Genomic DNA, 25,890 nt, shown 5'->3' on the forward strand with positions numbered 1-25,890 from the left:
CGGCCAATCACTTGTGGTCGAGATAGTTTTCGAGTCCGGCCTGAGCGCCGCGTGCCCCGCGACGGGCCGCGGCGAGCTGGAGCAAGAAGATGCTCGTGCCGAGCACCCCCACGCCCAGCCCGGCCAGGGCAACCGGACGCCAACTGTGCAAGGCGGGCACCAGGAAAGCGACGGCCACGGCGATAAGCCAACCCAACGCACCGAGTGCGATGAACGGCCACACCTGCAGCAGCGCAGCCGGCAGCGGCGGGGCGGTGCGGTTGGGTTCGGCAGACATCGCGATTAACATAGCCCGCCGGCGGCGTCCGCCGGCGGCGCACCCGCTTGCGGGAATGGAGGATCGAATACCGCTGAAGAAAAACGGGATAGCCCTGCAGATAAGCGTTTCGCTGAAAAGCTCCGCAGCCTAGCGACAACGGGCAACACCCGTCGTTCACCGGTTGGTGTCCCGGTTTCTCAGGCTTCCGTGTAACCTCGCGCCATGCCTGACAGCGATGCGCGGCTGGCCAGCGACCTGTCACTGGCTGTTATGCGGCTGGCCCGCCAACTGCGGTTTCGGAACCCGTCGTCGCCGGTGTCGCTGTCCCAGCTGTCGGCGCTGGCGATGCTGACCAACGAAGGCCCGATGACACCCGGTGCGCTGGCGATTCGCGAGCGGGTCCGGCCGCCGTCGATGACCCGGGTGATCGCCTCACTGGCCGAGATGGGACTGGTGGACCGTGCGCCGCACCCGGTCGACGGCCGGCAGGTGCTCGTCTCGGTCTCGGAATCCGGCGCCGAGCTGGTCAAGGCCAACCGCCGTGCCCGCCAGGAGTGGTTGGCCAAGCGGCTGGCGACGCTGGACAGCGGACAACGAGACATCCTGCGCAATGCGGCCGATCTGATGTTGGCCCTGGTCGACGAAGGCCCGTGAGCCACCGGACCGAAGCCCTGAATGTTCAGGCCGTTGACGATTCCGACGATCCGAGGCTCGACGATTTCCGCGACCTGAACAGCGTCGATCGTCGTCCCGATCTGCCGTCCGGCAAGGGGCTGGTGATCGCCGAGGGTGTGCTGGTGGTGCAGCGCATGCTCGCCTCACGCTTCCGCCCGCATGCCCTGCTGGGCACCGACCGCCGGCTTGCCGAGCTCGAAGATGACCTGGCCGGCAGCGCCGTGCCGTTCTACCTAGCATCCGCCGACGTCATGGCCCGGGTGGTCGGCTTCCACCTCAACCGCGGCGTGCTGGCTGTCGCCCGGCGAGCGCCCGAACGCGGCGTCGCCGAAGTGATCGCCGGCGCCCGCACCGTCGCAGTGCTCGAAGGGGTCAACGATCACGAGAACCTGGGCTCGATCTTCCGCAACGCCGCGGGGCTCGGCGTCGACGCGGTGGTATTCGGCGGCGGCTGCGCCGACCCGCTGTACCGCCGCGCGGTCCGGGTGTCCATGGGCCACGCGCTGCTGGTGCCGTATGCGCGCGCAACCTGTTGGCCGGACGAGCTTGCGACGCTGCGGGAGAACGGGTTCCGGCTGCTGGCGATGACTCCGCAAGGCACTGCATGCGCGTTGCCGGAAGCCATGACGGCAGCGCGCGACGAACGCGTCGCGGTGTTGGTGGGCGCCGAGGGGCCGGGGCTCACGCCGGCCACCTTGCGGTGCAGTGACGCGCGGGTGCGCATCCCGATGTCGCGGGGCACCGACTCGCTCAACGTCGCGACGGCGGCGGCGTTGGCGTTCTACGAGCGGGCCCGCTCGGCGACGAGAGGCGGCGATGGACAGTCAGACTAGGCTCCGGCTGATGAGAGACGAATCCGTGCCCTGGGCAACGGGTTTGACAGTGACCGCATTCGTTGCGGCGCTCACGGGCGCCGCGATCGTGGTGCTCAGTCTGGGGCTGGTTCGCGTGCACGCGCTGCTGGCCGTCGGACTCAACATCGTGGCTGCTGGGGGACTGGCACCAACCCTGTGGGGATGGCGGCGTACCCCGGTGCTGCGCTGGTTTGTGCTGGGCGCCGCGGTGGGCGTGGCGGCGGCGTGGGTTGTGCTGCTCGCGTTGACCGCCGCGGGTCGCGCTTAGTGGTGATCGCGAGCGCGGCATAGCCGGGCGAAGCGGGTCGCCACCATCGGCCGGTGGTGATCGCGAGCGCGGCTTAGCCGGGCGAAGCGGGTCGCCACCATCGGCCGGTGGTGATCGCGAGCGCGGCTTAGCCGGGCGAAGCGGCCCTAGCGCTGTCCGCCCGAGCGCACGCCGAGCAACACGTCTTCCCACGCCGGGATGACCGGCTTGCCCCGGCGGGTGTGCACCGGCTTCTCGTCTGGCTGCGCGACGGGTGCTTCCGCGACGGGCGGCGCGGGCTCTTCGAAGTCGACGTGGGCGATCCGGGCCACCGGCCGCAGCGGACGTTCGAAGGTGGGGTCGATCAGTGCGCTGGCCGCGTCGTCGATGGCGGTGACCGTTCCGCCGTGGGCACCGGGAGAGAACCAGAAATGCGCGAGGTTGTCGGAACGGCCGACCTTCCACGCGAGCTGCACCGTCCAGCGGTTGTCCTCGTTGCGCCAGGCGTCCCAGCTGAGCTTGTCGTGGCTCAGCCCCCGTGTCACCAGTGCCGTGCTGACGGTCTCCAGCAGGGTCAGCACGGCGGGACCATCGGGGAGCATCGGGTGTGCGGCGGTTGCCAGCTCCGCGGCGCGGAACCGTTCCAACAGCACCGGATGAGCAAAGCGGCGGATCCGCGATACATCCGAACCGGACGCCGCGGCAACCTGCTCGACGGAGGCACCCGCGCGGATCTTGGCCTGAATTTCTTTGGGACTGAGCATGTTGGTGACTTCAATCTCGAGCTGCGGTTGCTCAGAGGACAGGGCCGCGTCGCGCAGCAGAGTTCGCAGGCGGTCGTCGGCCGCTAGCTTGAACCGCTCTGCGGGATCATCGCTCTCGCAGATGACATATTTGCTGTCGGCATCCAGCCCAACCACTTTGAGTTCCCGCATGGTTATCTCCTCGCAGGCTCCGTGCAGGTCAGCGACGGACCCACCACGTGCGCACTTTAGTCCAGCAACCGCCCATCACCTGTGCTGACACGCGGTGTGGTGGCGTGCTGATTGCCGGCCGGACGGTGTTTGATTGTCCGGCTTCTCAGCTGCCCGTGCCGGCCGGCATCGTCGCCGAACTACAAACGCTCGACGACCCAGTCGATGCATTGGGTCAGTGCGCTGACGTCGTCGGGATCCACCGCCGGGAACATCCCCACCCTCAGCTGGTTGCGGCCGAGTTTGCGGTACGGCTCGGTGTCGACGACGCCGTTCGCCCGCAAGATCTTCGCCACGGTCGCGGCGTCGACGTCGTCATCGAAGTCGATGGTTCCCACCACCTGCGAGCGCAGCTTGGGGTCGGTGACAAATGGCGTGGTGTAGGACCGTTCCGCGGCCCAGGAGTAGAGCCGGCTCGACGAATCCGCCGTGCGCTTGACGGCCCAGTCCAGCCCGCCGTTGCCGAGCAACCAGTCGACCTGCTCGGCCATCAGCGCCAGGGTGCCGACCGCCGGGGTGTTGTAGGTCTGGTCTTTCAGGCTGTTCTCCACCGCGATGGGCAACGAGAGGAAGTCGGGGACCCAGCGGCCGGAGGCAGCAACGGACTCGACGCGGGCCAGCGCCGCGGGGCTCATGATGGCCAGCCATAGGCCACCGTCGCTGGCGAAATTCTTCTGCGGAGAGAAGTAGTAGGCGTCGGTCTCGGCGATCTCGACCGGCAGCCCGCCGGCGCCGGACGTCGCGTCGATGACGATCAGCGCGTCGCCGGAATCGGCTGGCCGACCGATGGGCACCGCGACCCCGGTCGACGTCTCGTTGTGCGCCCAGGCGATCACGTCCACCGAGGGGTCGCTCTGCGGCTCGGGGGCGCTACCGGCGTCCGCCTTGATGACGACGGGATCGCCGACGAACGGGTTGTTGGCGACCGCGGAGGCGAACTTGGAGCTGAATTCGCCGAAGGACAGGTGCAACGAACGCTTGTCGATCAAGCCGAAGGCCGCCGCATCCCAGAACGCGGTCGCGCCGCCGTTGCCCAAAATGACCTCATAGCCCTCGGGCACCGAAAACAGGTCGGCGAGCCCGGACCGCAGCCGGCCCACCAGATTCTTGACGGGCGCCTGCCGGTGCGAGGTGCCGAACAACGGGGCGGCGGTCGTGGTCAGCGCCTGCAGTTGTTCGGGCCGGACCTTGGACGGGCCACACCCGAAGCGGCCGTCGCGGGGTTTGATGTCAGCGGGGATCTCGAGCTGGTCAGCCATGCTCTTCAGGGTAGTGAGCCGACCCGACGGGGCGGTGCGGCGGCCCGGCTCCGGACCCCCGCCGGCAGGGTAAAAGGCCAGCTCGGGTGCGGCCCGACGTTTGGTTGGCTGTGATCTGGGGCATAAAAATTCCATGACCACCGGTCAGGTCACAGTGCCCGGAAGGGGTCTAGGAAATATCCGGTACCTGCGGTACTGTCTGGACATAGCACGTCCAAATGTAAACCTCGTTGAGGAGGCCTGGATATGGCTAGGACGCGATTAGTCCGGCGTTGGCGAAGCAACATGGAAGTGCGCGACGACGCCGAATACGTCAACATGCTTGCCACACTGTCCGAGGGGTCGGTGCGGCGCAACTTTAACCCGTACACCGATATCGATTGGGATTCACCAGAATTCGCTGTCACGGAAAACGATCCGCGGTGGATTCTGCCGACGACCGACCCGCTGGGTCGCCATCCCTGGTATCTGGCGCAGTCGGACGAACGCAAGATCAAGATCGGGATGTGGCGCCAGGCCAACGTGGCCAAGGTGGGTCTGCACTTCGAATCCATCCTGATCCGGGGCCTGATGAACTACACGTTCTGGGTGCCCAACGGGTCGCCGGAATACCGGTACTGCCTGCACGAGTCGGTCGAAGAGTGCAACCACACCATGATGTTCCAGGAGATGGTCAACCGCATCGGCGCTGACGTGCCGGGCATGCCGCGAGTTCTCAAGTGGCTCTCGCCGTTGGTCCCGCTGGTGGCCGGCCCACTGCCGGTGGCGTTCTTCATCGGCGTGCTCGCCGGCGAGGAGCCGATCGACCACACGCAGAAAAACGTTCTGCGCGAGGGCAAGTCGCTGCATCCCATCATGGAGCGGGTGATGGCGATCCACGTGGCCGAGGAAGCCCGCCACATCTCGTTCGCCCACGAGTTCCTGCGCAAGCGAGTGCCGGAATTGACCAAGAGGCAGCGATTCTGGACCGCGCTGTATCTGCCGCTGACCATGAAGGCGCTGTGTCGTGCAATTGTGGTGCCGCCCAAGGCCTTTTGGCGTGAGTTCGACATCCCGCGCGACGTCAAGAAGGAACTGTTCTTCCGGTCACCGGAATCGCGTAAGTGGTTGAGCGACATGTTCGGTGACGTGCGCATGCTGGCTTACGACACCGGCCTGATGGAGACGCGCTCGGCGCGGTTGATGTGGCGGTTGTGCAAGATCAGCGGCAAGCCGTCGCGTTACCGCAGCGAGCCGCAGCGCCAGCACCTGGCCGCGGTTCCCGCCGCATAATTACTGCGAGTTCCTTTATGCCGCACGTTATTACCCAGTCGTGCTGTAACGACGGGTCCTGCGTTTTCGCGTGCCCGGTGAATTGCATTCACCCGACACCGGATGAGCCCGGCTTCGCCACCTCGGAGATGCTCTACATCGATCCGGTGGCGTGCGTGGACTGCGGTGCCTGCGTAAGCGCATGCCCCGTCGGCGCCATCGCGCCCGACAGCCGGTTGGACTCCAGGCAGCTACCCTTCATCGAGATCAACGCGTCCTTCTACCCGGACCGGCCGAAGGACGAGAAGCTGCCGCCGACGTCGAAGCTCGCCCCGGTGATTCCGGCCGCCGAGGTGCGCGCCCGTCGTGCGCCGCTGACGGTGGCCATCGTCGGATCGGGCCCGGCAGCGATGTATGCCGCCGATGAATTGCTGACTCAGCCGGGCGTGCGCGTCAACGTCTTTGAGAAGCTGCCCACCCCATACGGTTTGGTGCGGGCCGGGGTGGCGCCGGATCATCAGAACACCAAGAGGGTCACCAGGCTTTTCGACAAGGTCGCCGGTGATCGCCGGTTTCGGTTCTATCTCAACGTCGAGGTCGGCAACCAGCTGAGCCACGCGGACCTGCTGGCTCACCACCACGCCGTGCTGTACGCCGTCGGTGCGCCCGATGACCGCCGCCTGGACATCGAGGGTATGGGCTTACCCGGGACCGGAACGGCAACCGAATTGGTGGCCTGGATCAACGGACATCCCGACTTCACCGATCTGCCAGTCGATCTCAGCCATGAGCGGGTGGTGATCGTCGGCAACGGCAACGTCGCCCTCGATGTCGCCCGGTTGCTCACCTCGGATCCCGACGACCTGGCCCGCACCGACATCGCCGACCACGCGTTGGCTGCCTTCCGCGCCTCGGCGGTGCGCGAAGTGGTGATCGCAGCCCGGCGCGGGCCCGCCCAGTCGGCGTTCACGTTGCCGGAGCTGATCGGGCTCACCGGCACGTCCGAGGTGGTGCTCAGCGCGGCCGACCATCAGCTGGTGGCGGCCGACCTCGCGACCGCCTCGGACGCGTTGGCCAGGCGCAAGCTGGAAATATTGAGCACCCTCGGCGACGATTCTGCGCCCTCCTCGCGTCCGAGAATCAGGTTGGCCTATCGGCTCACCCCCAACCGGGTGCTGGGGGAGCGGCGCGCCACCGGAATCGAGTTCTCCGTTACCGGGACCGACGAGACGCGCCTTCTGGAAACGGGTCTGGTGCTGACCTCGATTGGATACCGCGGCAAGCCGATTCGCGATCTGCCCTACGACGAGTCGTCGGCTGTGGTCCCGAATGACGGGGGTCGCGTCGTGGACCCCGCCTCCGGTGAACCGGTGCCCGGCGCATATGTCGCGGGCTGGATCAAGCGGGGGCCCAGCGGCTTCATCGGCACCAACAAGTCGTGCTCGTTCCAGACCGTGCAGTCTCTGGTCGCCGATTTCAACGCCGGCAAGCTGACCGATCCGGCGGCCAAACCCGAGGCGCTGGCCAGGCTGGTGCACTCCCGCCAGCCCGACGCGATCGACGCGGCGGGATGGCGCGCCATCGACGCCGCCGAAATCGCGCGCGGCAGCGATGACGGCCGGCCCCGCAACAAGTTCACCGACGTTTCCGCGATGCTCGCGGCCGCAGCCGCCGCGGAGCCGGCGCCGCCGCCGCGACGCCGACTGCTGGATCGGCTGCTCGGCTAACCGGCTCCCTGCCCGGACATCGCCGCCGAGATCTCTTCCATGCTGACCTCGCGGACCGGCTGCCCCAGCGACCAGTGGTGGCCGAACGGGTCGGCGACCATGCCGTAGCGGTCGCCCCAGAACTGGTCGTCTAACGGGGTCACCACAGTGGCACCCGCATCAAGCGCTCGCTGGAAGCTCGCATCGACGTCGGTGACCGTCAGATGGATCGTGACGGGCGTGCCGCCCAGGGACGTCGGAGTCATCGACTTGCCGCCACACATTTCCGGGAAGTCGTCGTTGAGCATCACCGTGAAGCCGTTGATGCGCACCGCGGCGTGCACCAGTTTGCCGTCTGGGCGCGGCACGCGCCCTATTTCCTGTGCCCCAAAAGCCTTGACGTAGAAGTCGATTGCCGCCGCGGCGTCGTCGACCACCAGGTGCGGGGACAGTGCGGGTTCGATGTTGATCGCCATGCTGGTTCTCCTTGGTGTCGTGTCCCTCACCTGCCCAGGGCGGGCAGGTTCACGATTTATGACTGCGTCGCCGACGAAAACTCATCGCGACGGCAACCATTAGATCGCCGGGCACCGACAACCGGTAGACCTCAGGCGTTGGTGAGACTGCGGTCCCAGCCCTCGACGGCTTCCGGACGACGAGGAGCGGGACCCACGTAGATGGCCGACGGCCGGACCAGCTTGCCCAGCCCCTTCTGCTCGAGAATGTGCGCGCACCACCCCGCGGTCCGGCCGCAGGTGAACATCGCCGGCATCATGTTGGCCGGTACCCGGGCGAAGTCCAGCATCACCGCGGCCCAGAACTCGACGTTGGTCTCGATCGCCCGGTCCGGCCGGCGCTCGCGCAGCTCGGCAAGGGCCGCCTGCTCCAGCGCGACAGCGACCTCGTGACGGGGTGCGCCCAGTCGTTCGGCGGTTGCGCGCAGCACCCGCGCCCGCGGGTCCTCCGCGCGGTAGACCCGGTGCCCGAAGCCCATCAGCTTGTCGCCGCTGTCCAGGATCTTCTTCACCAGCCCACGCGCGTCGCCGGTGCGCTCGACCTCTTCGATCATCGGCAGCACCCGCGCCGGCGCCCCGCCGTGCAGCGGGCCGCTCATCGCCCCGATCGCCCCGGACAACGCGGCCGCCACGTCGGCGCCGGTCGAGGCGATCACCCGCGCGGTGAACGTCGAGGCGTTCATGCCGTGCTCGGCGGCCGAGACCCAGTAGGCGTCAATCGCTTCGACGTGCCGTGGGTCCGGCTCGCCCTGCCATCGCGTCATGAAACGGGCCGTGACCGTTTCGCATTCGTCGATGATCCGCTGCGGGACCGCAGGCTGGTAGATGCCGCGCGCGGACTGCGCGACGTAAGACAGCGCCATCACCGATGCCCGGGCCAGCTGGTCGCGGGCGGTGGTGTCGTCGGTGTCCAGCAGCGGCTTGTATCCCCAGATCGGGGCCAGCATCGCCAGACCCGCCTGCACGTCGACCCGCACGTCGCCGGTGTGGATGGGCAGCGGGAATGGCTCGGCGGGCGGCAGTCCGTGGCCGAACTTGCCGTCGACCAGCAGCGCCCACACGTCGCCGAACGTGACGTGCTGAGCCACCAGGTCTTCGATGTCGACACCGCGATAGCGCAGCGCACCGCCGTCTTTATCCGGTTCGGCAATCTCGGTGGTGAAGGCGACCACGCCTTCGAGGCCGGGGACAAAGTCTTCGGGGACCACAGTCATGGGAAAATTCTCGCACCCCCTGATCGGGCCGACGCTACCGGCCGGTAGCAAGCGCCGGTAGCGTTGAAGCGATGGCAGGACCAGGAGACGAGCACCTGCAAAGAATGCGTGTGGAATACGGATCAGTGGAAAAAGACGGCAGTCCAGATCTCGACGCGGATTGGCTCAGCGACGGCTGGGTTTCGTTGTTGCGCAAATGGATCGACGACGCCGAGCGGTCGGGTGTTGCCGAACCCAACGCGTTGGTGCTGGCTACCGTGACCGCCGACGGCAGGCCGGCGAGCCGATCGGTGTTGTGTAAGGGCGTGGACGAGACCGGGATCACCTTTTTCACCAACTATGACTCGGCAAAGGGCGACGATCTGGCGGCCACACCGTACGCTTCGGCGACCTTTCCCTGGTACCAGCTTGGCCGTCAGGTCCACATCCGTGGACCGGTGAGCAAGGTCACCGCGCAGGTCACCGAGGACTACTGGTCCAAGCGGCCGCGCGGGTCGCAACTGGGCGCCTGGGCGTCGCACCAGTCGCAACCGATCGCGTCACGCGCGGGCTTGCTCGACCAGCTGGAGGAGGTGACCGAGCGCTTCGCCGACCGCGAGCATGTTCCGGTCCCGCCGGGCTGGGGTGGCTATCTCATTGCCCCCGAGCTGGTGGAGTTCTGGCAGGGCCGGGAGAACCGATTGCACAACCGCATCCGCATCACCGGAGGTCGGGTGGAACGCCTGCAGCCCTAACCCGCTGACGATGCACGCCGCGCGGCGGCGTGAGGGGATCGATTGCTGGCGTGACCAGCAGACTCGACCCCGGGCAGGCGCCCCATCGTCATAACGACTACCTTTTGCAGTAAGCACCAAGTCAGCAGCCATATCAGCCAGAGCGCAAAGGGGTTCTCGTGGCAGACACCGACGACACCGCCACATTGACGTACCCGGGCGGCGAGACCGACCTGCAGATCGTCAACGCCACCGAGGGCGCTGACGGCATCGCGCTGGGCTCGCTGTTGTCCAAGACCGGCTACACCACGTTCGACAACGGCTTCGTCAACACCGCCGCGTGCAAGAGCTCCATCACTTACATCGACGGCGACGCGGGCATCCTGCGCTACCGCGGCATCCCGATCGAGCAGCTCGCCGAGAAGTCGACCTTCATCGAGGTGAGCTACCTCTTGATCTACGGCGAACTGCCGAGCAAGGAGCAGCTGGCCGACTTCACCAAGCAGATCCAGCTGCACACCATGTTGCACGAGGACCTCAAGCGATTCTTCGACGGCTTCCCGCGCAACGCCCACCCGATGCCGGTGCTGTCCAGTGCCGTCAACGCGCTCTCCGCCTACTACCCCGATTCGCTTGACCCGATGGACACCGAGGACGTCGAACTCTCGACGATCCGGTTGCTGGCCAAGCTGCCGACCATCGCGGCGTATGCCTACAAGAAGTCCGTCGGCCAGCCGTTCCTCTACCCGGACAATTCACTGTCGCTGGTGGAGAACTTCCTGCGCATGACGTTCGGGCTGCCCGCGGAACCCTACGAGGCGGACCCCGAAATCGTTCGGGCGCTGGACATGCTGCTCATCCTGCACGCCGACCACGAACAGAACTGTTCGACGTCGACCGTCCGGCTGGTGGGGTCCTCGCAGGCCAACCTATTCACCTCCATCTCCGGTGGAATCAACGCGCTGTGGGGGCCGCTGCACGGCGGCGCCAACCAGGCGGTGCTCGAGATGCTCGAGAAGATCCGCCAAAGCGACGACGACGTCAGCGAATTCGTGCGCAAGGTCAAGAACCGCGAAGCCGGCGTGAAGCTGATGGGTTTCGGTCACCGCGTCTACAAGAACTACGACCCGCGCGCCCGCATCGTCAAAGAGCAGGCCGACAAGATCCTGGCCAAGCTCGGCGGCGACGACGACCTGCTGGACATCGCCAAGCAACTCGAAGAGGCCGCGCTCACCGACGACTACTTCATCGAGCGCAAGCTCTACCCCAACGTCGACTTCTACACCGGCCTGATCTACCGGGCGCTGGGCTTCCCGACCCGGATGTTCACCGTCCTGTTCGCGCTGGGGCGGCTGCCCGGGTGGATTGCGCACTGGCGCGAGATGCACGACGAGGGCGACAGCAAGATCGGCCGCCCGCGCCAGATCTACACCGGCTACACCGAGCGCGACTACGTCACCATCGACGCCCGTAGCTAGTGGCGATCGCGAGCGCGGCGTAGCCGGGCGAAGCGGGTCGCCACCATCTAGCCAGTGGCGATCGCGAGGGCGGCGTAGCCGGGCGAAGCGGGTCGCCGCCATTTAGCCGAGCGACGCCAGCACCGCCATCGCGGCGTTGTGCCCTCCGATACCCGACACCGCCCCGCCGCGGCGAGTTCCTGAGCCGCACAGCATGATTCGTTCGTGCGCGGTGGCCACGCCCCATTGCCGTGCCGGGGTGTCCAGTGGGTCGTCGTCCTCGGCGAACGGCCAGGACAGGCCGCCGTGGAAGATGTTGCCGCCGCTCATGCGCAAGGTGCGCTCCAGATCCAGCGTGGTCGTCGTCTCCAGGCACGGCCGGCCCTGCGCGTCGGTCAGCAGTAAATCTTGAATCGGTTCGGCCAGAACGGAATTCAACGACGCCAGCACGTCGGCGGTCAGTTGGTTGCGCAGCGTGCCGGACTCGGCGCCGTCGAATAACGAGTGCGGGGTGTGTAAGCCGAAAACCGTCATCGTCTGGGCGCCCGAGTCGCGCAGCTCGCCTGACAGGATGCTGGGATCGGTGAGCGAGTGGCAATAGGCCTCGCACGGCAATGGATTCGGCCGTTGACCCGCTACGGCCTGTGAATAGGCCGTATCCAGCTGCGTCCAGGTCTCGTTGACATGAAACGTCCCGGCGAACGCCCGCTCGGGTGTGACACCGTGGTCACGTAGCCGCGGCAACCGTGCCAGCACCATGTTCACCTTGACCTGAGCACCGGCGGCCGCCGGCGCCGGTTCGGCACCGAGCAGTCCGGCCAGCACGGTCGGTGTGACGCCGGCCAGCACGAACCGGGCCCGGATCAGGTGATCCTGCTCGCCGGCGCGATAGCGCACTTCGCCGTCGGGATCGACGGCGTAAACCTCTGCGCCGGTGGTGATTTCGGCGCCGTGGCCGACGGCCGCCGCGGCCAGGGCCGTGGTCACCGCGCCCATGCCGCCGATCGGGACGTCCCAGTCTCCGGTGCCCCCGCCGAGCACGTGATACAGGAAGCAGACATTCGGTGTCAGCGCAGGGTCATCGAGGCGGGCGAACGTGCCGATCAGCGCGTCGGTCGCGATCACCCCGCGAACCACGTCATTGCTCACCGCGTCGGCGATCCCATGTCCGATCGGGTCCTCGATCAGGGTCTGCCATGCGGCCGCCGCGCGACGATCGCCACTTTCCACCACATGCCGGCGGGCGCCCCCGCGGGTGCGCAGCGGTTCGAGCAGTGTCGGCCACAGTCGCTCGGTCACCAACCGGCAGCGTTGGTAGAAGTCGGCGAACCCCTGCGTATCCCCGCCGGCCCCGATGGCGGCGAAGGTGTCACCGGGCGATCCGATCAGCAGACCGGAGCGGCCGCCGGTTGCGGGGTCGGGTGTGTAGGACGAAACCGGCCGGCGTGCCAACCGCACTCCGGCGCCCAGTTCTTGGACGATGCGCGGGGGCAGCAGGCTGACCAGGTAGGAGTAACGCGATACCCGCACGCCGACACCATCGAAGGCGTGCGCCGAGACGGCGGCGCCGCCGATGTGCTGCAGCCGTTCCAGCAGCCGCACCCGGAGGCCCGCGCGGGACAGATAGGCGGCCGCGACGAGGCCGTTGTGGCCGCCACCGATGACTACGGCGTCGACGTCGGCCGCATGGTCGCTCAGCTCAGGTAGCCCTCGACCTCGTCGGGTGGGCGCACCTCCGCCTCTCGTGGGTCGCCGCCGCTCTCGCGAAGCGCCCGGCGCTGCCGCAGCAGGTCCCAGCACTGGTCGAGTTCGACCTCCACCCGTCGGAGGCGGTCATGTTCTTCCGACGTGTCGATGTCCCCGCGCTGCAGATGGGAACGCAGCGCCTTCTCCTCGGCGACCAGATCGCGGATGACTGCCAAGGTCTCGTTGTCGGTCGGTTTACTGCCGTTGGCCATCGCTCCAGTGTGCCCGACCCGCGCGGCGCTGACTCGGTAGGCTGCATATCGCCTGGCACCCGGACCGGAGCGGGGCGAGCGACATGAGGAGGGCCGTCGTGAGCGTCAAACGGCTCGGCCTGCCCTGGCTCATCGCCCTGGTGGTCATCCCACTTCTGATAGCCGCAATCGGCTACGCAACGTCGATGCGCTCTCCGTCGGGCGCAGTCTCGGCGCCTGTCCCGACCAACGCTGGCGCGCCGAAGATTTCGTTGGCGGCGTTCTCCATGACCCGCGACGGCAACAGCGTCACCCTGACCGGAGACTTCCCCGACGAGTCCGCCAAAGCGGCGTTGCTGAAGGTGCTCAACGGAGCACTGGGTCCCGGCGTCAACATCGTTGACCAGATCCGCATCAATCCCGCCGTCGACGCACTCGATTTCGCCAAGGCCAAGCCCGTTTTCTCCGACAGCGCGTCGATCGCCGATTTCACTCTCGCGGTCAGCGGAGAAACCATCACGCTGGCCGGTACCGCGGCATCGCCCGACCAGAAGAACACCATCGACACCGATGCCAAGCGCGTCTGGTCCACCCTGAATGTCGTTGACACCCTTGCCGTCAACCCGCCGGCGGGGTCTCCGTCGCCCAGTGCCGCCGCGTCGTGCACCAATCTGCAATCGGCGATCAACAGCCTGACCGACGGTGCACTCACCTTCGAATCGAACGTCGGTAGTTTGACCCCGTCCGACGAGCAGGTTCTGACACGTGTCGCCGACCAACTCAAGGCGTGCCCGAACGCGCATGCGGCCATCAGCGGCTACGCGGACAGCACCGGCAACACGAGCCTGAACGTTCCGTTGAGTGAAGAGCGCGCCCAAACCGTCGCGGGGTTCCTCGAAGCCCACGGCGTGCCCGGCGACCGTTTGAGCACCACGGGTTTCGGCTCGGCCAACCCGATCGCCCCCAATGGCACGGACGACGGCCGCGCCCAGAATCGCCGGGTCGAAATCGTGATCAGCTAAGGAGCATTCGGCATGGACTTCGTCATCCAGTGGTTGTGGTACCTGCTCGCTTTCATCGCGGGCTCGGCCGTCGCCTGGGTGATCGCCACGCTGCTCAATCGCGCCGGGAAGGGTGCGGGGCGATGAGCCACCTGCACTGGTGGCTGTTCGGGTTGTCCTTCGCGCTGGGGCTGGTGCTGACGCTCACGCTGATGATGTCCCCCGTCAAAGGTCAAGCGCCGGTGGCGAAGTCACCGGATGAGCGGACGACGCCGGAGCCCGCCACCACCAAGATCCCGGTTACCGACGAACGCACCACGAAAATCCCGGACACCCAACGGCGCACCACCAAGATTCCGGTCGCCGAAGAGTCACACACCACCAAGATTGCGGTGTCGCCCCGGGCGCCGTATGGTCCGGGCTCCGCCGACGCCGCCCCCGACGGCGGGGGCCCGCCCGGATACTTGGTCAAAGCCCGTGCGGACGGCAAGCATTACTTCACGCCCGACGATCCGACCTACGACTCGACCACCGCCGAGGTCTGGTTCACCGACGAGAAGTCCGCGGAGCAGGCCGGTTTCACGCCGTGGCGCGACAGCTCGGACAACCCGCGGCGACGGTAGAGCGCTAGCTGGGACCCGGGAGTCGCAGCACCAGCCGGGCGCCGCCCAGTGGGCTGCCCTCCAGCGCAGCCGTCCCGCCGTGCAGCTGGGCCTGTTGGGCCACCAGCGCCAACCCCAGCCCCGACCCAGAATGGGAGGCTGTCGATCCGCGGGAAAACCGATCGAACACCACGTGACGCTCATCCTCGGGCACGCCGATGCCGTTGTCGTCGATGGCGATCTCCACGCCGGCGCGCGAGCTGACCGCGGACAACTGGACCTTGGTGGCCCCACCGTGTTTCACGGCGTTGGCGATCGCGTTGTCGACGGTGAGCCGCAGCCCGGCCGGTAACCCGACAATGATGCAGGTGGGCGACGGCACCAGCGAAACGTCGACCCCGGGATAGATCCGGGCGGCGTCGTGGGCGGCGCGGTCCATCAGGTCGGTGATGTCGACGGGCACGTGGTCGTCGGACGTCGACAGTTCGCCCTGGGCCAACCGCTCGAGGGCGCTCAACGTGGCCTCGATCCGCGACTGGGTGCGGATGACGTCGCCCAGCACCTCCTTGCGTTGTTCGTCGGGCATGTCCAGGGTGGACAGCACTTCGAGGTTGGTGCGCATAGCGGTCAGGGGGGTGCGCAGTTCGTGCGAGGACACGGCGGCGAAGTCGCGGGCCGAGGCGAGCGCATCCTTGGTGCGGTCCTGTTCGGTCCAGATGCGCTGCAGCATGCCCCGCATGGCTTCGGCGATCTCGACGGCCTCGCTGGCGCCGCGCACCGCCACCTGCGGCCGCTCGTCGGCGTCTATCGAGCGGGCTTGCTGGGCCAACCTTTTGAAGGGTCGTACCGCGAAAGCCGCCAGGAGCCAGGCGAATACCGCTGCCGCGCCGATCGAGAGCGCGCAGATCAGGATCACCCGGCGATGCAGATTGTTGGTCTGGGCGATCGTGTCGTCGTAGGTCGCACCCACTGCCACCGTCGCCGGCTGCGGCGTGGGGACCTCCAGGGTTCGCACCCGATAACGCACTCCGTTGATGTAGGTGTCGGCATAGCCCACACCCAGTGGCGGCAGCGTGACGTCCGAGTTGGACTTGACCTGGCCATCGCGCCGGACCGTGATCACGGTGTCCTGATCGTTGGGAGTACGCGGGATGTCGTCGAGTCCGCGGGGCAGGAAGGGAATGGCGAAACCCGCCGCCTCGTCCAGGCGGCGATCCAGGCGGTCCTTCCAGGCGCTGGTGATGCCGAACCACACGACCGCTCCCGCGATCACCACCACGATCGCGGTGCCGATGGCCGTCGCGACCGCGACCCGGGCCCGCAGCGAGGGCGTACGGGTCAGGATCCGGGACAAGAATTTCATGACCGGTCGACCTGGTTACCTGGTTACTGCATGCGCAGTACGAATCCCACTCCGCGGACGGTGTGCAGCAGCCGGGGCCCACCGTGCGCCTCCAGCTTGCGGCGCAGGTATCCGATGAAGACGTCCACCACGTTGGTGTCGGCGGCGAAGTCGTAGCCCCACACCAGCTCGAGCAACTGCGCGCGGGACAACACCGCCGTCTTGTGTTCGGCGAGCACCGCCAGCAGGTCGAACTCCCGCTTGGTCAGGTCGACGTCGACGCCATTGACCCGGGCACGGCGCCCCGGAATATCAACCTCCAGCGGACCCACGGTGATGGTCTCCGAGGAGGACGTGGCGGTGGCGCCGCGGCGGCGCAGCAGCGCTTTGACCCGTGCGACCAGTTCGGCCAGCACGAAGGGTTTGACCAGGTAGTCGTCGGCTCCGGCCTCCAGGCCCGCCACCCGATCGTCGACCGAGCTGCGGGCGGACAGCACGCAGACCGGGACGTCGTTATCCATGGCGCGAAGCGCCGTGACGACGCTGACGCCGTCCAGCACGGGCATGTTGATGTCGAGCACGATCGCGTCCGGCCGGGTCTCGGTGGCGCTGCGCAACGCCTCGGCGCCGTCGACCGCGGTCGACACCTCGAATCCGGAGAGCCGCAGACCGCGTTCGAGCGACGCGAGCACATCTGAATCGTCGTCGACGACCAAGACCCGCGGTGCGCTAGCTCCAGTGTCCATGCCGCCATTTTGCCTGATTGTCGACTATGGCTGTGGGAGGCAGCACCGATGCACTCGCCGGCGCCGCCGCTCACACCGAAAGATAGGCCACGCACGCCCCCGTCGGTGTGTCTCGTGCGTGGTCTACGAGTCGCGCCGTGGCTGGGGCTCGCTCGGGGGCAAACCGATGTTGCGGTAGCGCCGCAACCGGGCGGCCAGCCGCTCGGTTGCGGGGAGCTCGCGCAGTGCGTGCACCTCGGCCGCGATGGCCCGCGACAATCGCTGCGCGAACTCGACCGGCTCGTCGGCGGCATCGGAATGCTCCGGCACGACGACGTCGACAATCCCGGACTCCAGCAGGTCAACGGATCGGATGCCTTGTGCCGCAGCGAGTTCGGCGGCGTGATCGGTGTCGCGGAAGACGATCGCGCTGGCGCCCTCCGGCGGTAGCGGAGCCAGCCAGCCGTGCAACGCCGCCAGCACCCGGTCGGCGGGCACCATCGCCAGCGCCGGCCCGCCGCTGCCCTGGCCCAACAGCACCGACACCGTCGGGGTATCCAGCGTCACCAGCTCGGCCAGGCATTGAGCGATCTGGCCGGCCAGCCCGCCCTGCTCGGCTTCGGCCGACAGGGCCGGCCCCGCGGTGTCGATCACCAGGACCAGCGGCAGATGCAACTCGGCGGCCAGCGCCATGCCCCGCCGGGCTTCGCGCAGCGAGGCGGGGCCCACCAATCCGCCGGTCAGTCGCTGCTGGCCCAGCACCACCACGGGCTGGCCGGCGAATCGGGCCAGCGCCAACAGCGTGGTTGCGGCCTCTCCCTGGCCGGTCCCCGACAGCAGCACCCGATCGGTGGCGCCGTGCCGCAGCAACAGCCCCACCCCGGGCCGGTCCGGCCGGCGCGAAGCCACCACTGAATCCCACGCGGGGACGTCGGGCGTCGGTTCGGGCGGCGCCGGGGCGGGCAGCGGCTCGGGAGCATCGGCGATCACGGTCATGGCGCGATCCAGCGTGCGACGTAGCTCATCGAGCGCGATGACGCCGTCGATCACGCCGTGCCGCTGCAGATTCTCCGCGGTCTGCACGCCCTCGGGGAAGGGTTCGCCGTAGAGGAGTTGGTACACGCGCGGCCCGAGGAAGCCGATCAACGCGCCGGGTTCGGCGACCGTGACATGCCCCAGCGATCCCCAGGACGCGAACACCCCGCCGGTGGTCGGGTTGCGCAGATAAACCAGGTAGGGCAGGTGCGCCTGCTTGTGCAGCCGGACGGCGGCGGCGATCTTCACCATCTGCAAAAACGCGACCGTGCCCTCTTGCATGCGGGTGCCGCCGGAGCTCGGCGAGGCCAGCAGCGGCAGACCCTCGGCCGTCGCCCGCTGCACCGCGGCGGTGATCCGTTCGGCCGCGGCCACCCCGATCGAGCCGCCCAGGAAGCCGAACTCGCACACCACCACCGCGACCCGGCGCCCGAAGACGCGACCTTCGCCGGTCAGCACCGATTCGTCCAGGCCCGTCGCGGCGCGGGCGTCGGCCAGCGCCTGGGCGTAGGACGCGCTGACCGGCACCGCGAGCGGCTCGCTGTCCCAGCGGATGAAGGAATTTTCGTCCAACACCGCATCGCGGAGTTGACCAGCCGTGATACGACTCACGAGTCGAGGCTATATAGGGTGGCTGCCATGATCGGTGTTACCCAGGCCGAGGCCGTTATGACCATCGAGTTGCAACGCCCCGAGCGCCGCAACGCCTTGAACTCCCAGCTGGTCGAGGAGCTGCGCGAGGCCGTGCTGAAGGCGGGCGACGGCTCCACTCGCGCGATCGTGCTAACGGGGCAAGGCACCGTGTTCTGCGCCGGCGCGGACCTGTCCGGTGACGCCTTCGCCGCCGACTACCCCGACCGGCTCGTCGAGCTGCACAGGGTGCTCGATGCCACGCTGATACCGGTGATCGGCGCCATCAACGGTCCGGCGATCGGCGCCGGCCTGCAGCTGGCCATGCAATGCGATCTGCGGGTCGTCGCACCCGACGCGTTCTTCCAATTCCCGACCTCGAAATACGGTCTGGCCCTGGATAACTGGAGCATCCGGCGGCTGTCCTCGCTTGTCGGCCACGGCCGCGCCCGGGCGATGCTGCTCACCGCCGAGAAACTGCCCGCCGACGTGGCGCTGCAAACCGGGATGGCCAACCGCATCGGGACACTCGCCGACGCGCAGTCCTGGGCAGCCGAGATCGCCGGCCTGGCACCGCTGGCCATCCAGCACGCCAAGCGGGTGCTCAACGACGACGGCGCCATCGAAGAGGCCGGGCCGGTGCACAAGGAACTCTTCGACAGGGCATGGAGCAGCCAAGACGTCGTCGAAGCCCAGGTCGCCCGGATCGAGAAGCGGCCACCGAAGTTCCAGGGGGCATGACGATCATGCGGGGGACGGTACGGCTGGTCGCCGGTACGGCGTCGCTGGCGGCCGGTGGTTGGCTGGTTCGGGCGCTGCACGGCGCGCCGGACGCCCTCGGCGCCCACCCCGCTTCGATTGCGGCGGTGGCGGCGGGTTCGCCGCACTACCGCGACGGCGTCTTCGTCAACCTCGAGCCCGCCTCGGAAACCAAGATGGACCGCGAGCAACTGCGGCTCGTCGCGTGGGAGCTGATCGGCAACCGGGGCGGGAGCCGGCCGAAGGGGCCGATCCCGCTGGCGTCGCCGGGGATCCTCGACGCTGACCCCAGCCGGCTGGCCGTCAGCTGGTTCGGCCATTCCACGGCGCTGCTGGAGATCGACGGTTATCGGGTGCTCACCGATCCGGTGTGGAGCGACCGGTGTTCGCCGTCGGACGTCGTCGGCCCGCAGCGGCTGCATCCGCCGCCGATCCAACTCGAAGCGCTGCCGGCCGTCGATGCGGTGGTGATCAGCCACGACCATTACGACCACCTCGACATCGACACGGTCGTGGCGCTGGCCCGCACGCAGCGGGCCCCGTTCTTCGTGCCGCTCGGCATCGGGGCCCACCTGCGCAGGTGGGGGATACCCGAGCACCGCATCGTCGAGCTGGACTGGCACCAGAGCGCCAAGGTCGACGAACTCACGGTGGTTTGCGTACCGGCACGGCATTTTTCGGGACGCTTTCTGGACCGCAACACCACGCTGTGGGCGTCATGGGCGTTCGTCGGCCCCACGCATCGTGCCTACTTCGGCGGCGACACCGGTTACACGAAGAGCTTCGCGCAGATCGGCGCCGATCACGGGCCGTTTGACCTGACGCTGCTGCCCATCGGGGCCTACAACACGGCGTGGCCCGACGTTCATATGAACCCCGAGGAGGCGGTGCGGGCACATCTGGATGTCACCGACGGCGGACTGCTGGTGCCGATCCATTGGGGCACTTTCCGGTTGGCCCCGCACCCGTGGGCGGAACCGGTTGAGCGCCTGCTCGCCGCCGCGGCGCCCGACCAGGTGAACGTGGCGGTGCCGCTGCCCGGTCAACGCATCGATCCCACGACGCCGGACGAATCCAACCCCTGGTGGCGGCTCTAGATTCACGCGGCGTGCATCGTCATAGCGTTAGGGTTCGCGCATGACCAATCGTGCGGCCACGGCCGTTGTCACCGCGGCGCTGCTCGGGCTGACGGGATGCGGCTCCGCCCAGCCGACAGCCGGGCCGCCGTCCACACTGTCCGACGTCCCGCCCAACCAGGTGTCCGGCGTGGCGATTCCCGCCGGCCGCATCGACGAGGCCGTCGCCAAGGTCGACGGGCTGGTCGGCGACTTGATGAAAAGCACCGGCATCCCCGGGATGGCCGTAGCGGTCGTGCATGGTGGGAAGGTGTTGTACGCCAAGGGATTCGGCGTCAAGGATGTGGGCAAGGGGCAGGCCCAGGGTAACAAGGTGGACGCCGACACCGTCTTCCAGTTGGCCTCGGTGTCCAAATCGGTGGGCGCGACGGTAATCGCGCACGAAGTCAGCGACCACGTCGTCGCGTGGGACACGTCCGTCGTGTCCAAGCTGCCGTGGTTCACGCTGAGCGATCCCTACGTCAGCAGCCATGTGACCGTCGGGGATCTGTACTCGCATCGCTCCGGGCTGCCCGATCATGCCGGCGACAAGCTCGAAGACCTGGGCTACGACCGTCGACAAACGCTGGAGCGGCTCAAGTACCTGCCGTTGGACCCCTTCCGGATCAGCTACGCCTACACCAACTATGGGATCACCGCCGCGGCGGAGGCGGTGGCGACCGCGGCGGGCAAGCCTTGGGAGGACCTGTCCGAGGAGGTGCTCTACCGCCCGCTGGGAATGACGTCGACCAGTTCGCGGTTTGCCGACTTCATCGCACGGCCCAACCATGCGGTCAACCACATCAAGATCGACGACAAGTGGCAGGCCCGGTTCCAGCGGGACCCGGATCTGCAGTCACCGGCGGGCGGCGTGAGTTCATCGGTGAACGACATGGCTCGCTGGCTGATGATGTTGCTGGGCAACGGAACTTACAACGGCCAGCGGATCACCTCGCCGGAGGCATTGCTGCCCGCCATCAGCCCGCAGATGGTGTCGGCACCCGCGAAAACCCCACAGGCACGCACCGGATTTTACGGATACGGCTTCAACTCCTCGGTCGATTCGTCGGGACGCACCGAGTACAGCCATTCCGGCGCTTTCGATTTGGGCGCGGCGACAAACTTCGTCGTGCTGCCCTCCGAGGATTTGGGCATCGTCGCGTTGACCAATGCCGCGCCCTACGGCATTCCCGAAACCCTGACCGCCCAATTCATGGACCTCGTTCAATACGGTCACATCCGCGAGGATTGGGGGCCGTTGTACAACAAGGCGATCGGCTGGCTGAACAACCCGGTCGGTTCGCTGGTCGGCAAGCAGCCCCCTGCCAACCCCTCCCCGGCCAGACCACTCAGCGACTACGCCGGCATCTACGCCAGCGACTACTGGGGACCGGCCGTCGTCACCGACCACGACGGCGCGCTGCAACTGGCGATGGGTCCGAAAAACCGGACGGCCGCCCTCACCCACTGGGACGGTGATACCTTCACCTTCACGCTCACCGACGAAAACGCCCCACCGGGAACGATTTCCAAGGCTACATTTTCCGGCTTCCCCCGCCCAACGCTGAACCTGGAGTACTACGACTCGGACAAGCTGGGAACGTTCACGCGATGACTCTCGCTCACACGTCTGGCCTGACCGAAGCCGAAGTGGCGCAGCGGGTGGCCGAGGGCAAGAGCAACGCGGTACGGGAACGCGCCACGCGCAGCATCACCGATATCGTGCGGGCCAACGTCTTCACCCGGATCAATGCGATCCTGGGGGTGCTGTTGTTGATCGTGCTGGCCACCGGCTCGGTGATCAACGGGATGTTCGGGTTGCTGATCATCGCCAACAGCGTCGTCGGCATGGTTCAGGAGATCCGGGCCAAGCAGACACTGGACAAGCTGGCGATCGTGGGGCAGGCGAAACCCTTGGTGCGCAGGCAATCCGGGACCCGGGCGGTGCCGCCCGACGAAGTGGTGCTCGACGACATCATCGAGCTGGGCCCCGGCGATCAGGTTGTCGTCGACGGCGAGATCGTCGAACAGGCGAACCTGGAAGTCGACGAGTCACTGCTGACCGGTGAGGCTGACCCGATCGCCAAGGCGGCGGGCGACGCGGTGCTGTCGGGCAGTTTCGTCGTCGCGGGCAGCGGCGCCTACCGCGCCACCAAAGTCGGGCCGGACGCCTACGCGACCAAGCTGGCCGAGGATGCCAGCAAGTTCACCTTGGTGAAATCCGAACTGCGCAACGGCATTAACCGCATCCTGCAGTTCATCACTTACCTGTTGGTGCCCGCTGGTCTGCTCACCATCTACACCCAGCTGTTCACCACGCACGCGGGCTGGCGGCAGGCCGTGCTGCGCACGGTCGGCGCACTGGTGCCCATGGTTCCCGAAGGGCTGGTGTTGCTGACGTCGGTCGCGTTCGCGGTCGGGGTCGTCCGGCTCGGTCAGCGGCGGTGCCTGGTGCAGGAGCTGCCCGCCATCGAGGGACTCGCGCGGGTCGACGTGGTCTGTGCGGACAAGACGGGCACCCTGACCGAAAGCGGCATGCGGGTCGCATCCGTGGATGAGCTCGACGAGTCGGGGGAGCGCGCGCCGATCGCCGATGTGCTGGCCTCGTTGGCCGCGGAAGACCCGCGACCCAACGCGAGCATGCGCGCGATCGCCGAGACCTATAGCGAGCCGCCCGGCTGGATCGCCACGGCGACAGCACCTTTCAAGTCGGCCACCAAGTGGAGCGGTGTGTCGTTCCACGACCACGGCAACTGGCTGATGGGAGCGCCGGACGTGCTGCTCGAGCGGGGATCTGCGGCGGCCGAACGGGCCGAGCGGATCGGGGCGCAGGGGTTGCGGGTCCTGTTGATCGGCGCCGGTGACGTGCCCGTCGACCATCCCGACGCGCCGGGTCGCGTCACCCCGGTCGCCCTGGTGGTCCTCGAGCAAAAGGTGCGCCCGGACGCCCGCGAGACGCTGGATTACTTCGCCGACCAAGGTGTTTCGGTCAAGGTGCTGTCCGGGGACAACGCCGTCTCGGTCGGCGCCGTCGCCGGCACGCTCGGGCTGCACGGCGAGACGATGGACGCGCGCCGATTACCCGCAGAACCCGCGCAGTTGGCCGACGCGCTGGACACCCACACCACGTTCGGCCGGGTCCGGCCGGACCAGAAACGCGCCATCGTGCACGCGCTGCAATCGCACGGCCACGCCGTCGCGATGACCGGCGACGGCGTCAACGACGTGCTGGCGCTCAAGGACGCCGATATCGGTGTCGCGATGGGCGCCGGCAGCCCGGCCTCCCGCGCCGTCGCGCAGATCGTCTTGCTGGACAACAGATTTTCCACCCTTCCGTACGTCGTCGCGGAGGGCCGTCGCGTGATCGGCAACATCGAGCGCGTCGCCAACCTGTTTTTGACCAAAACGGTGTACTCGGTGTTGCTGGCCTTGCTGGTGGGCATCGAATGCCTGCTCGCCAAACCGCTCAAAGCTGACCCGCTGCTGTATCCGTTTCAGCCGATTCACGTCACCATTGCCGCCTGGTTCACCATCGGCATACCGTCGTTCATCCTGTCGCTGGCGCCGAACAACGAACGCGCCCATTCGGGTTTCGTGCGCCGCGTGCTCACCTCGGCGCTGCCCTGCGGACTGATCGTCGGCACCGCGACGTTCGCCTCCTACCTACTGGCCTATCACGGCCGCCACGCCACCTTCGCCCAACAGGATCAGGCCTCGACTGCAGCCCTGATCACGCTACTGATGACGGCACTGTGGGTGCTGGCGGTGGTGGCGCGCCCCTACGAGTGGTGGCGGGTGGCGCTGGTAATCGCTTCGGGCCTGGCCTATGTGGTGATTTTCAGCCTCCCGCTGGCCCGCAAGGCGTTTCTGCTCGACCCGTCCAACGTCGGGGTGACCTCGACCGCACTGGGCATCGGTGTGCTGGGCGCAGCCGCGATCGAGGCCACCTGGTGGATCGGGGCGAAAGTGCTGGGTGTGCAGCCGCGGTTGTGGCGCTGAGCGCGCCCAACTCACCGGCAGCGGGTTGTCACCGGCCAAGTACGATGCCGGGAAAAGGGAGGGCGCATGGGTTTCCTGGACAAGGCGAAAGACCTGTTGTCGCAGAACGCCGACAAGGTCGAGATGGCGATCGACAAGGCCGGCGAGTTCGTCGACGACAAGACGCAGGGCAAGTACACCGAAACCATCCACCAGGTGCAGGAGCAGGCCAAGAAGGCCACCGGCGCCGCGGACACGGGCGACCAGCAGGACTGAGCAATGGCGAAGCTTTCCGGATCCATCGATGTCCCACTGCCACCCGAGGTGGCCTGGCAGCATGCCTCCGACCTGTCCCGGTACAAGGACTGGTTGACCATCCACCGGGTGTGGCGCAGCACCTTGCCCGACGAGATCGAAAAGGGCATGGTCGTCGAGTCGATCGTCGAGGTCAAGGGCATGCTCAACCGGATCAAATGGACGGTGGTGCGCTACAAGCCGCCCGAGGGGATGACGCTCAACGGCGACGGCGTCGGCGGCGTCAAGGTCAAGCTGATGGCCAAAATCCAGCCCAAAGACGACGGCTCCGTCGTCAGCTTCGACGTGCACCTGGGCGGCCCGGCGCTGTTCGGCCCCATCGGCATGATCGTCGCCGCCGCGCTGCGGGGCGACATCAACCAATCGCTGGAGAACTTCGTGACGGTGTTCACCAAGTCCGATCCGAGCACGAACGGCGACGGCAGGGCTCGTCGCTGATCGCCGCGCCGATGAGTTTGCGGCCGGGCAGCAGTCGGTAGTGTGAAGCCCTTTTTCCGGGGCCCGACACCACCAGGAGGTCACCGTGCCTATCCGTGACTGCGCTCCGTTGGGCGCTCCATGCTGGATCGATCTGACAACGTCCGACCTCGCCCGCGCCCAGGACTTCTACGGCACGGTCTTCGGCTGGACGTTCGAGTCCGCCGGGCCCGAGTACGGCGGATACGTCAATGCCGCCAAGGACGGCCACCCGGTGGCCGGCATCATGGCCAACCGGCCCGAAGCCGGGTCGCCCGACCACTGGGCCACCTATTTCCACACCGCCGACCTCGACACCACGCTGTCCGCGGTGAGGCGGGCCGGTGGTTCGGTGTGCATGGCGATGGAGGTGCCCGCCAAGGGCCACATGGCTGTGGCGACCGACCCCGCCGGCGCGACGTTCGGATTGTGGCAGCCGCTGGGGCACCGCGGCTTCGAGCTCATCGGGAGGGCCGGCTCTCCGGTCTGGCACCAGCTGACCACGCGCGGCTACGACGCCGCCCTCGACTTCTACCGCGCCGTTCTCGGATGGCAGACCGAGCCCGTTTCCGAGACCGACGAATTCCGCTACGCCACAGCACGGTTCGGCGACGAGCAATTGCTCGGCGTGATGGACGGCGCCTCGTTCTTGCCGCAGGACATCCCGTCGAACTGGGTGATCTTCTTCGGTGCCGAGGATGTCGACAAGACCTTGCGGGTGATCGCCGACCACGGCGGCATGGTCGTGCGCGAGGCCGAGGACACCCCGTACGGGCGGCTGGCCGCCGCGAGCGATCCGACGGGTGCGGTTTTCAACCTGTCCTCGCTGCAGACCTAGCGCCCCGAGACGGGGAGCGTCCCGCCGGCGTGA

At 67.5% G+C, this 25,890-nt stretch carries 27 protein-coding genes and 1 pseudogene; 18 read left to right on the forward strand and 10 right to left on the reverse strand.

Features of this window, described 5'->3' with window-relative positions:
* Positions 1-7: 7 nt before the first annotated feature.
* Complete coding sequence (locus A5782_RS03430) at positions 8-277, reverse strand: DUF2530 domain-containing protein (RefSeq protein ID WP_067095453.1); 270 nt, start codon at positions 275-277, stop codon at positions 8-10.
* Between the two features lie 204 nt (positions 278-481).
* On the opposite strand from A5782_RS03430, the gene A5782_RS03435 reads away from it, so the two are divergent.
* The 3 genes from A5782_RS03435 to A5782_RS03445 are packed head-to-tail and all read left to right on the forward strand — an operon-like array spanning position 482 to position 2,056.
* Positions 482-913 (forward strand): MarR family transcriptional regulator, encoded by a 432-nt coding sequence (locus A5782_RS03435; protein ID WP_067095153.1) that lies wholly within the window; start codon positions 482-484, stop codon positions 911-913.
* Positions 910-1,767: an RNA methyltransferase gene (locus A5782_RS03440; protein ID WP_067095156.1), complete on the forward strand. Its 858-nt coding sequence runs from the start codon at positions 910-912 to the stop codon at positions 1,765-1,767. The genes A5782_RS03435 and A5782_RS03440 overlap by 4 nt, the downstream gene beginning before the upstream one ends.
* Before the next feature lie 10 nt (positions 1,768-1,777).
* Positions 1,778-2,056, forward strand: a complete 279-nt coding sequence (locus A5782_RS03445; RefSeq protein ID WP_067095159.1) for a DUF2537 domain-containing protein — start codon at positions 1,778-1,780, stop codon at positions 2,054-2,056.
* A gap of 146 nt (positions 2,057-2,202) precedes the next feature.
* On the opposite strand, the gene sepH is transcribed toward A5782_RS03445, so the two are convergent.
* Together sepH and serC are read right to left on the reverse strand one after the other, a co-directional pair.
* A complete protein-coding gene (gene sepH, locus A5782_RS03450) occupies positions 2,203-2,970 on the reverse strand; it encodes a septation protein SepH (RefSeq protein ID WP_067095162.1) in 768 nt (255 codons plus the stop codon).
* A 179-nt stretch (positions 2,971-3,149) separates the two neighbouring features.
* Positions 3,150-4,268 carry a phosphoserine transaminase gene (gene serC / locus A5782_RS03455; RefSeq protein WP_067095165.1) on the reverse strand — a complete coding sequence of 373 codons (1,119 nt, stop codon included), beginning with the start codon at positions 4,266-4,268 and terminating at the stop codon, positions 3,150-3,152.
* 246 nt (positions 4,269-4,514) lie between these two features.
* Here serC and A5782_RS03460 point away from each other — a divergent pair, with 246 nt between their 5' ends.
* Complete coding sequence (locus A5782_RS03460) at positions 4,515-5,540, forward strand: diiron oxygenase (protein ID WP_067095168.1); 1,026 nt, start codon at positions 4,515-4,517, stop codon at positions 5,538-5,540.
* Positions 5,541-5,557: 17 nt separating this feature from the next.
* The gene (locus tag A5782_RS03465; RefSeq protein WP_067095171.1) at positions 5,558-7,246 is read left to right on the forward strand and encodes an FAD-dependent oxidoreductase; all 1,689 of its coding nucleotides are present in this window, start codon (positions 5,558-5,560) and stop codon (positions 7,244-7,246) included.
* On the opposite strand, the gene A5782_RS03470 is transcribed toward A5782_RS03465, so the two are convergent.
* Both A5782_RS03470 and A5782_RS03475 read right to left on the reverse strand, forming a co-directional pair.
* Positions 7,243-7,701 carry a VOC family protein gene (locus A5782_RS03470; RefSeq protein WP_067095173.1) on the reverse strand — a complete coding sequence of 153 codons (459 nt, stop codon included), beginning with the start codon at positions 7,699-7,701 and terminating at the stop codon, positions 7,243-7,245. The two genes, A5782_RS03465 and A5782_RS03470, sit on opposite strands and share 4 nt — an antisense overlap.
* A 131-nt stretch (positions 7,702-7,832) precedes the next feature.
* Positions 7,833-8,954, reverse strand: a complete 1,122-nt coding sequence (locus tag A5782_RS03475; RefSeq protein WP_067095176.1) for a citrate synthase 2 — start codon at positions 8,952-8,954, stop codon at positions 7,833-7,835.
* Between the two features lie 71 nt (positions 8,955-9,025).
* Here A5782_RS03475 and pdxH point away from each other — a divergent pair, with 71 nt between their 5' ends.
* On the forward strand, positions 9,026-9,688 hold the full coding sequence (pdxH, locus tag A5782_RS03480; protein ID WP_067095179.1) for a pyridoxamine 5'-phosphate oxidase: 663 nt from the start codon (positions 9,026-9,028) through the stop codon (positions 9,686-9,688).
* Positions 9,689-9,846: 158 nt separating this feature from the next.
* Positions 9,847-11,145 carry a citrate synthase gene (locus A5782_RS03485; protein ID WP_067095182.1) on the forward strand — a complete coding sequence of 433 codons (1,299 nt, stop codon included), beginning with the start codon at positions 9,847-9,849 and terminating at the stop codon, positions 11,143-11,145.
* Positions 11,146-11,247: 102 nt separating this feature from the next.
* Here A5782_RS03485 and A5782_RS03490 read toward each other — a convergent pair whose 3' ends face one another.
* Positions 11,248-12,747 (reverse strand): NAD(P)/FAD-dependent oxidoreductase, encoded by a 1,500-nt coding sequence (locus tag A5782_RS03490; protein ID WP_231986588.1) that lies wholly within the window; start codon positions 12,745-12,747, stop codon positions 11,248-11,250.
* Here A5782_RS03490 and A5782_RS26650 point away from each other — a divergent pair.
* The gene (locus A5782_RS26650; protein ID WP_231986590.1) at positions 12,673-12,831 is read left to right on the forward strand and encodes a hypothetical protein; all 159 of its coding nucleotides are present in this window, start codon (positions 12,673-12,675) and stop codon (positions 12,829-12,831) included. The genes A5782_RS03490 and A5782_RS26650 overlap by 75 nt on opposite strands.
* On the opposite strand, the gene A5782_RS03495 is transcribed toward A5782_RS26650, so the two are convergent.
* Positions 12,819-13,082 (reverse strand): DUF2630 family protein, encoded by a 264-nt coding sequence (locus A5782_RS03495; protein WP_067095184.1) that lies wholly within the window; start codon positions 13,080-13,082, stop codon positions 12,819-12,821. The genes A5782_RS26650 and A5782_RS03495 overlap by 13 nt on opposite strands.
* 98 nt (positions 13,083-13,180) lie before the next feature.
* Between A5782_RS03495 and A5782_RS03500 the strand changes: the two genes are divergently transcribed.
* The 3 genes and pseudogenes from A5782_RS03500 (at position 13,181) to A5782_RS03505 (ending at position 14,685) form a co-directional block, all read left to right on the forward strand.
* The gene (locus tag A5782_RS03500; RefSeq protein WP_231986584.1) at positions 13,181-14,083 is read left to right on the forward strand and encodes an OmpA family protein; all 903 of its coding nucleotides are present in this window, start codon (positions 13,181-13,183) and stop codon (positions 14,081-14,083) included.
* Positions 14,084-14,095: 12 nt separating this feature from the next.
* Positions 14,096-14,203 (forward strand): annotated as a pseudogene (locus tag A5782_RS27165) (hypothetical protein); the annotation flags it as partial.
* 2 nt (positions 14,204-14,205) lie between these two features.
* Positions 14,206-14,685 (forward strand): hypothetical protein, encoded by a 480-nt coding sequence (locus A5782_RS03505; RefSeq protein WP_067095186.1) that lies wholly within the window; start codon positions 14,206-14,208, stop codon positions 14,683-14,685.
* 4 nt (positions 14,686-14,689) lie between these two features.
* On the opposite strand, the gene A5782_RS03510 is transcribed toward A5782_RS03505, so the two are convergent.
* From A5782_RS03510 to A5782_RS03520, 3 genes are all read right to left on the reverse strand, one after another.
* Positions 14,690-16,027 (reverse strand): sensor histidine kinase KdpD, encoded by a 1,338-nt coding sequence (locus A5782_RS03510; RefSeq protein WP_067095189.1) that lies wholly within the window; start codon positions 16,025-16,027, stop codon positions 14,690-14,692.
* A 23-nt stretch (positions 16,028-16,050) separates the two neighbouring features.
* Positions 16,051-16,752: a two-component system response regulator PrrA gene (gene prrA / locus A5782_RS03515; protein WP_067095192.1), complete on the reverse strand. Its 702-nt coding sequence runs from the start codon at positions 16,750-16,752 to the stop codon at positions 16,051-16,053.
* Between the two features lie 123 nt (positions 16,753-16,875).
* The gene (locus A5782_RS03520; protein WP_067095194.1) at positions 16,876-18,378 is read right to left on the reverse strand and encodes a carboxyl transferase domain-containing protein; all 1,503 of its coding nucleotides are present in this window, start codon (positions 18,376-18,378) and stop codon (positions 16,876-16,878) included.
* Positions 18,379-18,405: 27 nt separating this feature from the next.
* Here A5782_RS03520 and A5782_RS03525 point away from each other — a divergent pair, with 27 nt between their 5' ends.
* The 7 genes from A5782_RS03525 to A5782_RS03555 all read left to right on the forward strand — a co-directional run bounded on the left by A5782_RS03525 (position 18,406) and on the right by A5782_RS03555 (position 25,857).
* Positions 18,406-19,137 (forward strand): enoyl-CoA hydratase, encoded by a 732-nt coding sequence (locus A5782_RS03525; protein ID WP_067095197.1) that lies wholly within the window; start codon positions 18,406-18,408, stop codon positions 19,135-19,137.
* Positions 19,138-19,142: 5 nt separating this feature from the next.
* Positions 19,143-20,252: an MBL fold metallo-hydrolase gene (locus tag A5782_RS03530; RefSeq protein ID WP_067095460.1), complete on the forward strand. Its 1,110-nt coding sequence runs from the start codon at positions 19,143-19,145 to the stop codon at positions 20,250-20,252.
* Between the two features lie 40 nt (positions 20,253-20,292).
* Positions 20,293-21,885, forward strand: coding sequence for a serine hydrolase (locus A5782_RS03535; RefSeq protein WP_067095200.1), 1,593 nt, complete (start codon positions 20,293-20,295; stop codon positions 21,883-21,885).
* Positions 21,882-24,269, forward strand: coding sequence for a cation-translocating P-type ATPase (locus tag A5782_RS03540; RefSeq protein WP_067095202.1), 2,388 nt, complete (start codon positions 21,882-21,884; stop codon positions 24,267-24,269). Before A5782_RS03535 ends, A5782_RS03540 begins: the two co-directional genes overlap by 4 nt.
* 66 nt (positions 24,270-24,335) lie before the next feature.
* Complete coding sequence (locus A5782_RS03545; RefSeq protein ID WP_067095205.1) at positions 24,336-24,524, forward strand: antitoxin; 189 nt, start codon at positions 24,336-24,338, stop codon at positions 24,522-24,524.
* 3 nt (positions 24,525-24,527) lie between these two features.
* Complete coding sequence (locus A5782_RS03550) at positions 24,528-25,001, forward strand: SRPBCC family protein (protein WP_067095207.1); 474 nt, start codon at positions 24,528-24,530, stop codon at positions 24,999-25,001.
* Between the two features lie 85 nt (positions 25,002-25,086).
* Positions 25,087-25,857, forward strand: a complete 771-nt coding sequence (locus A5782_RS03555) for a VOC family protein (protein WP_067095211.1) — start codon at positions 25,087-25,089, stop codon at positions 25,855-25,857.
* The last annotated feature ends 33 nt before the right edge of the window (positions 25,858-25,890 follow it).

It is taken from the genome of Mycobacterium sp. 852002-40037_SCH5390672, from assembly GCF_001665875.1.
Classification (GTDB): domain Bacteria; phylum Actinomycetota; class Actinomycetes; order Mycobacteriales; family Mycobacteriaceae; genus Mycobacterium.

What these genes read in the sequence shown, in the direction of transcription:
- A5782_RS03475 (WP_067095176.1), bottom strand. Translation starts at nt 8,954, where the DNA reads ATGACTGTGGTCCCCGAAGACTTTGTCCCCGGCCTCGAAGGCGTGGTC.
- A5782_RS03510 (WP_067095189.1), bottom strand. Translation starts at nt 16,027, where the DNA reads ATGAAATTCTTGTCCCGGATCCTGACCCGTACGCCCTCGCTGCGGGCC.
- sepH (WP_067095162.1), bottom strand. Translation starts at nt 2,970, where the DNA reads ATGCGGGAACTCAAAGTGGTTGGGCTGGATGCCGACAGCAAATATGTC.
- serC (WP_067095165.1), bottom strand. Translation starts at nt 4,268, where the DNA reads ATGGCTGACCAGCTCGAGATCCCCGCTGACATCAAACCCCGCGACGGC.
- A5782_RS03525 (WP_067095197.1), top strand. Translation starts at nt 18,406, where the DNA reads ATGATCGGTGTTACCCAGGCCGAGGCCGTTATGACCATCGAGTTGCAA.
- A5782_RS03535 (WP_067095200.1), top strand. Translation starts at nt 20,293, where the DNA reads ATGACCAATCGTGCGGCCACGGCCGTTGTCACCGCGGCGCTGCTCGGG.
- A5782_RS03530 (WP_067095460.1), top strand. Translation starts at nt 19,143, where the DNA reads ATGCGGGGGACGGTACGGCTGGTCGCCGGTACGGCGTCGCTGGCGGCC.
- A5782_RS03435 (WP_067095153.1), top strand. Translation starts at nt 482, where the DNA reads ATGCCTGACAGCGATGCGCGGCTGGCCAGCGACCTGTCACTGGCTGTT.
- A5782_RS03550 (WP_067095207.1), top strand. Translation starts at nt 24,528, where the DNA reads ATGGCGAAGCTTTCCGGATCCATCGATGTCCCACTGCCACCCGAGGTG.
- A5782_RS03465 (WP_067095171.1), top strand. Translation starts at nt 5,558, where the DNA reads ATGCCGCACGTTATTACCCAGTCGTGCTGTAACGACGGGTCCTGCGTT.
- A5782_RS03430 (WP_067095453.1), bottom strand. Translation starts at nt 277, where the DNA reads ATGTCTGCCGAACCCAACCGCACCGCCCCGCCGCTGCCGGCTGCGCTG.
- pdxH (WP_067095179.1), top strand. Translation starts at nt 9,026, where the DNA reads ATGGCAGGACCAGGAGACGAGCACCTGCAAAGAATGCGTGTGGAATAC.
- A5782_RS03495 (WP_067095184.1), bottom strand. Translation starts at nt 13,082, where the DNA reads ATGGCCAACGGCAGTAAACCGACCGACAACGAGACCTTGGCAGTCATC.
- A5782_RS03505 (WP_067095186.1), top strand. Translation starts at nt 14,206, where the DNA reads ATGAGCCACCTGCACTGGTGGCTGTTCGGGTTGTCCTTCGCGCTGGGG.
- A5782_RS03445 (WP_067095159.1), top strand. Translation starts at nt 1,778, where the DNA reads ATGAGAGACGAATCCGTGCCCTGGGCAACGGGTTTGACAGTGACCGCA.
- A5782_RS03545 (WP_067095205.1), top strand. Translation starts at nt 24,336, where the DNA reads ATGGGTTTCCTGGACAAGGCGAAAGACCTGTTGTCGCAGAACGCCGAC.
- prrA (WP_067095192.1), bottom strand. Translation starts at nt 16,752, where the DNA reads ATGGACACTGGAGCTAGCGCACCGCGGGTCTTGGTCGTCGACGACGAT.
- A5782_RS03470 (WP_067095173.1), bottom strand. Translation starts at nt 7,701, where the DNA reads ATGGCGATCAACATCGAACCCGCACTGTCCCCGCACCTGGTGGTCGAC.
- A5782_RS03460 (WP_067095168.1), top strand. Translation starts at nt 4,515, where the DNA reads ATGGCTAGGACGCGATTAGTCCGGCGTTGGCGAAGCAACATGGAAGTG.
- A5782_RS03540 (WP_067095202.1), top strand. Translation starts at nt 21,882, where the DNA reads ATGACTCTCGCTCACACGTCTGGCCTGACCGAAGCCGAAGTGGCGCAG.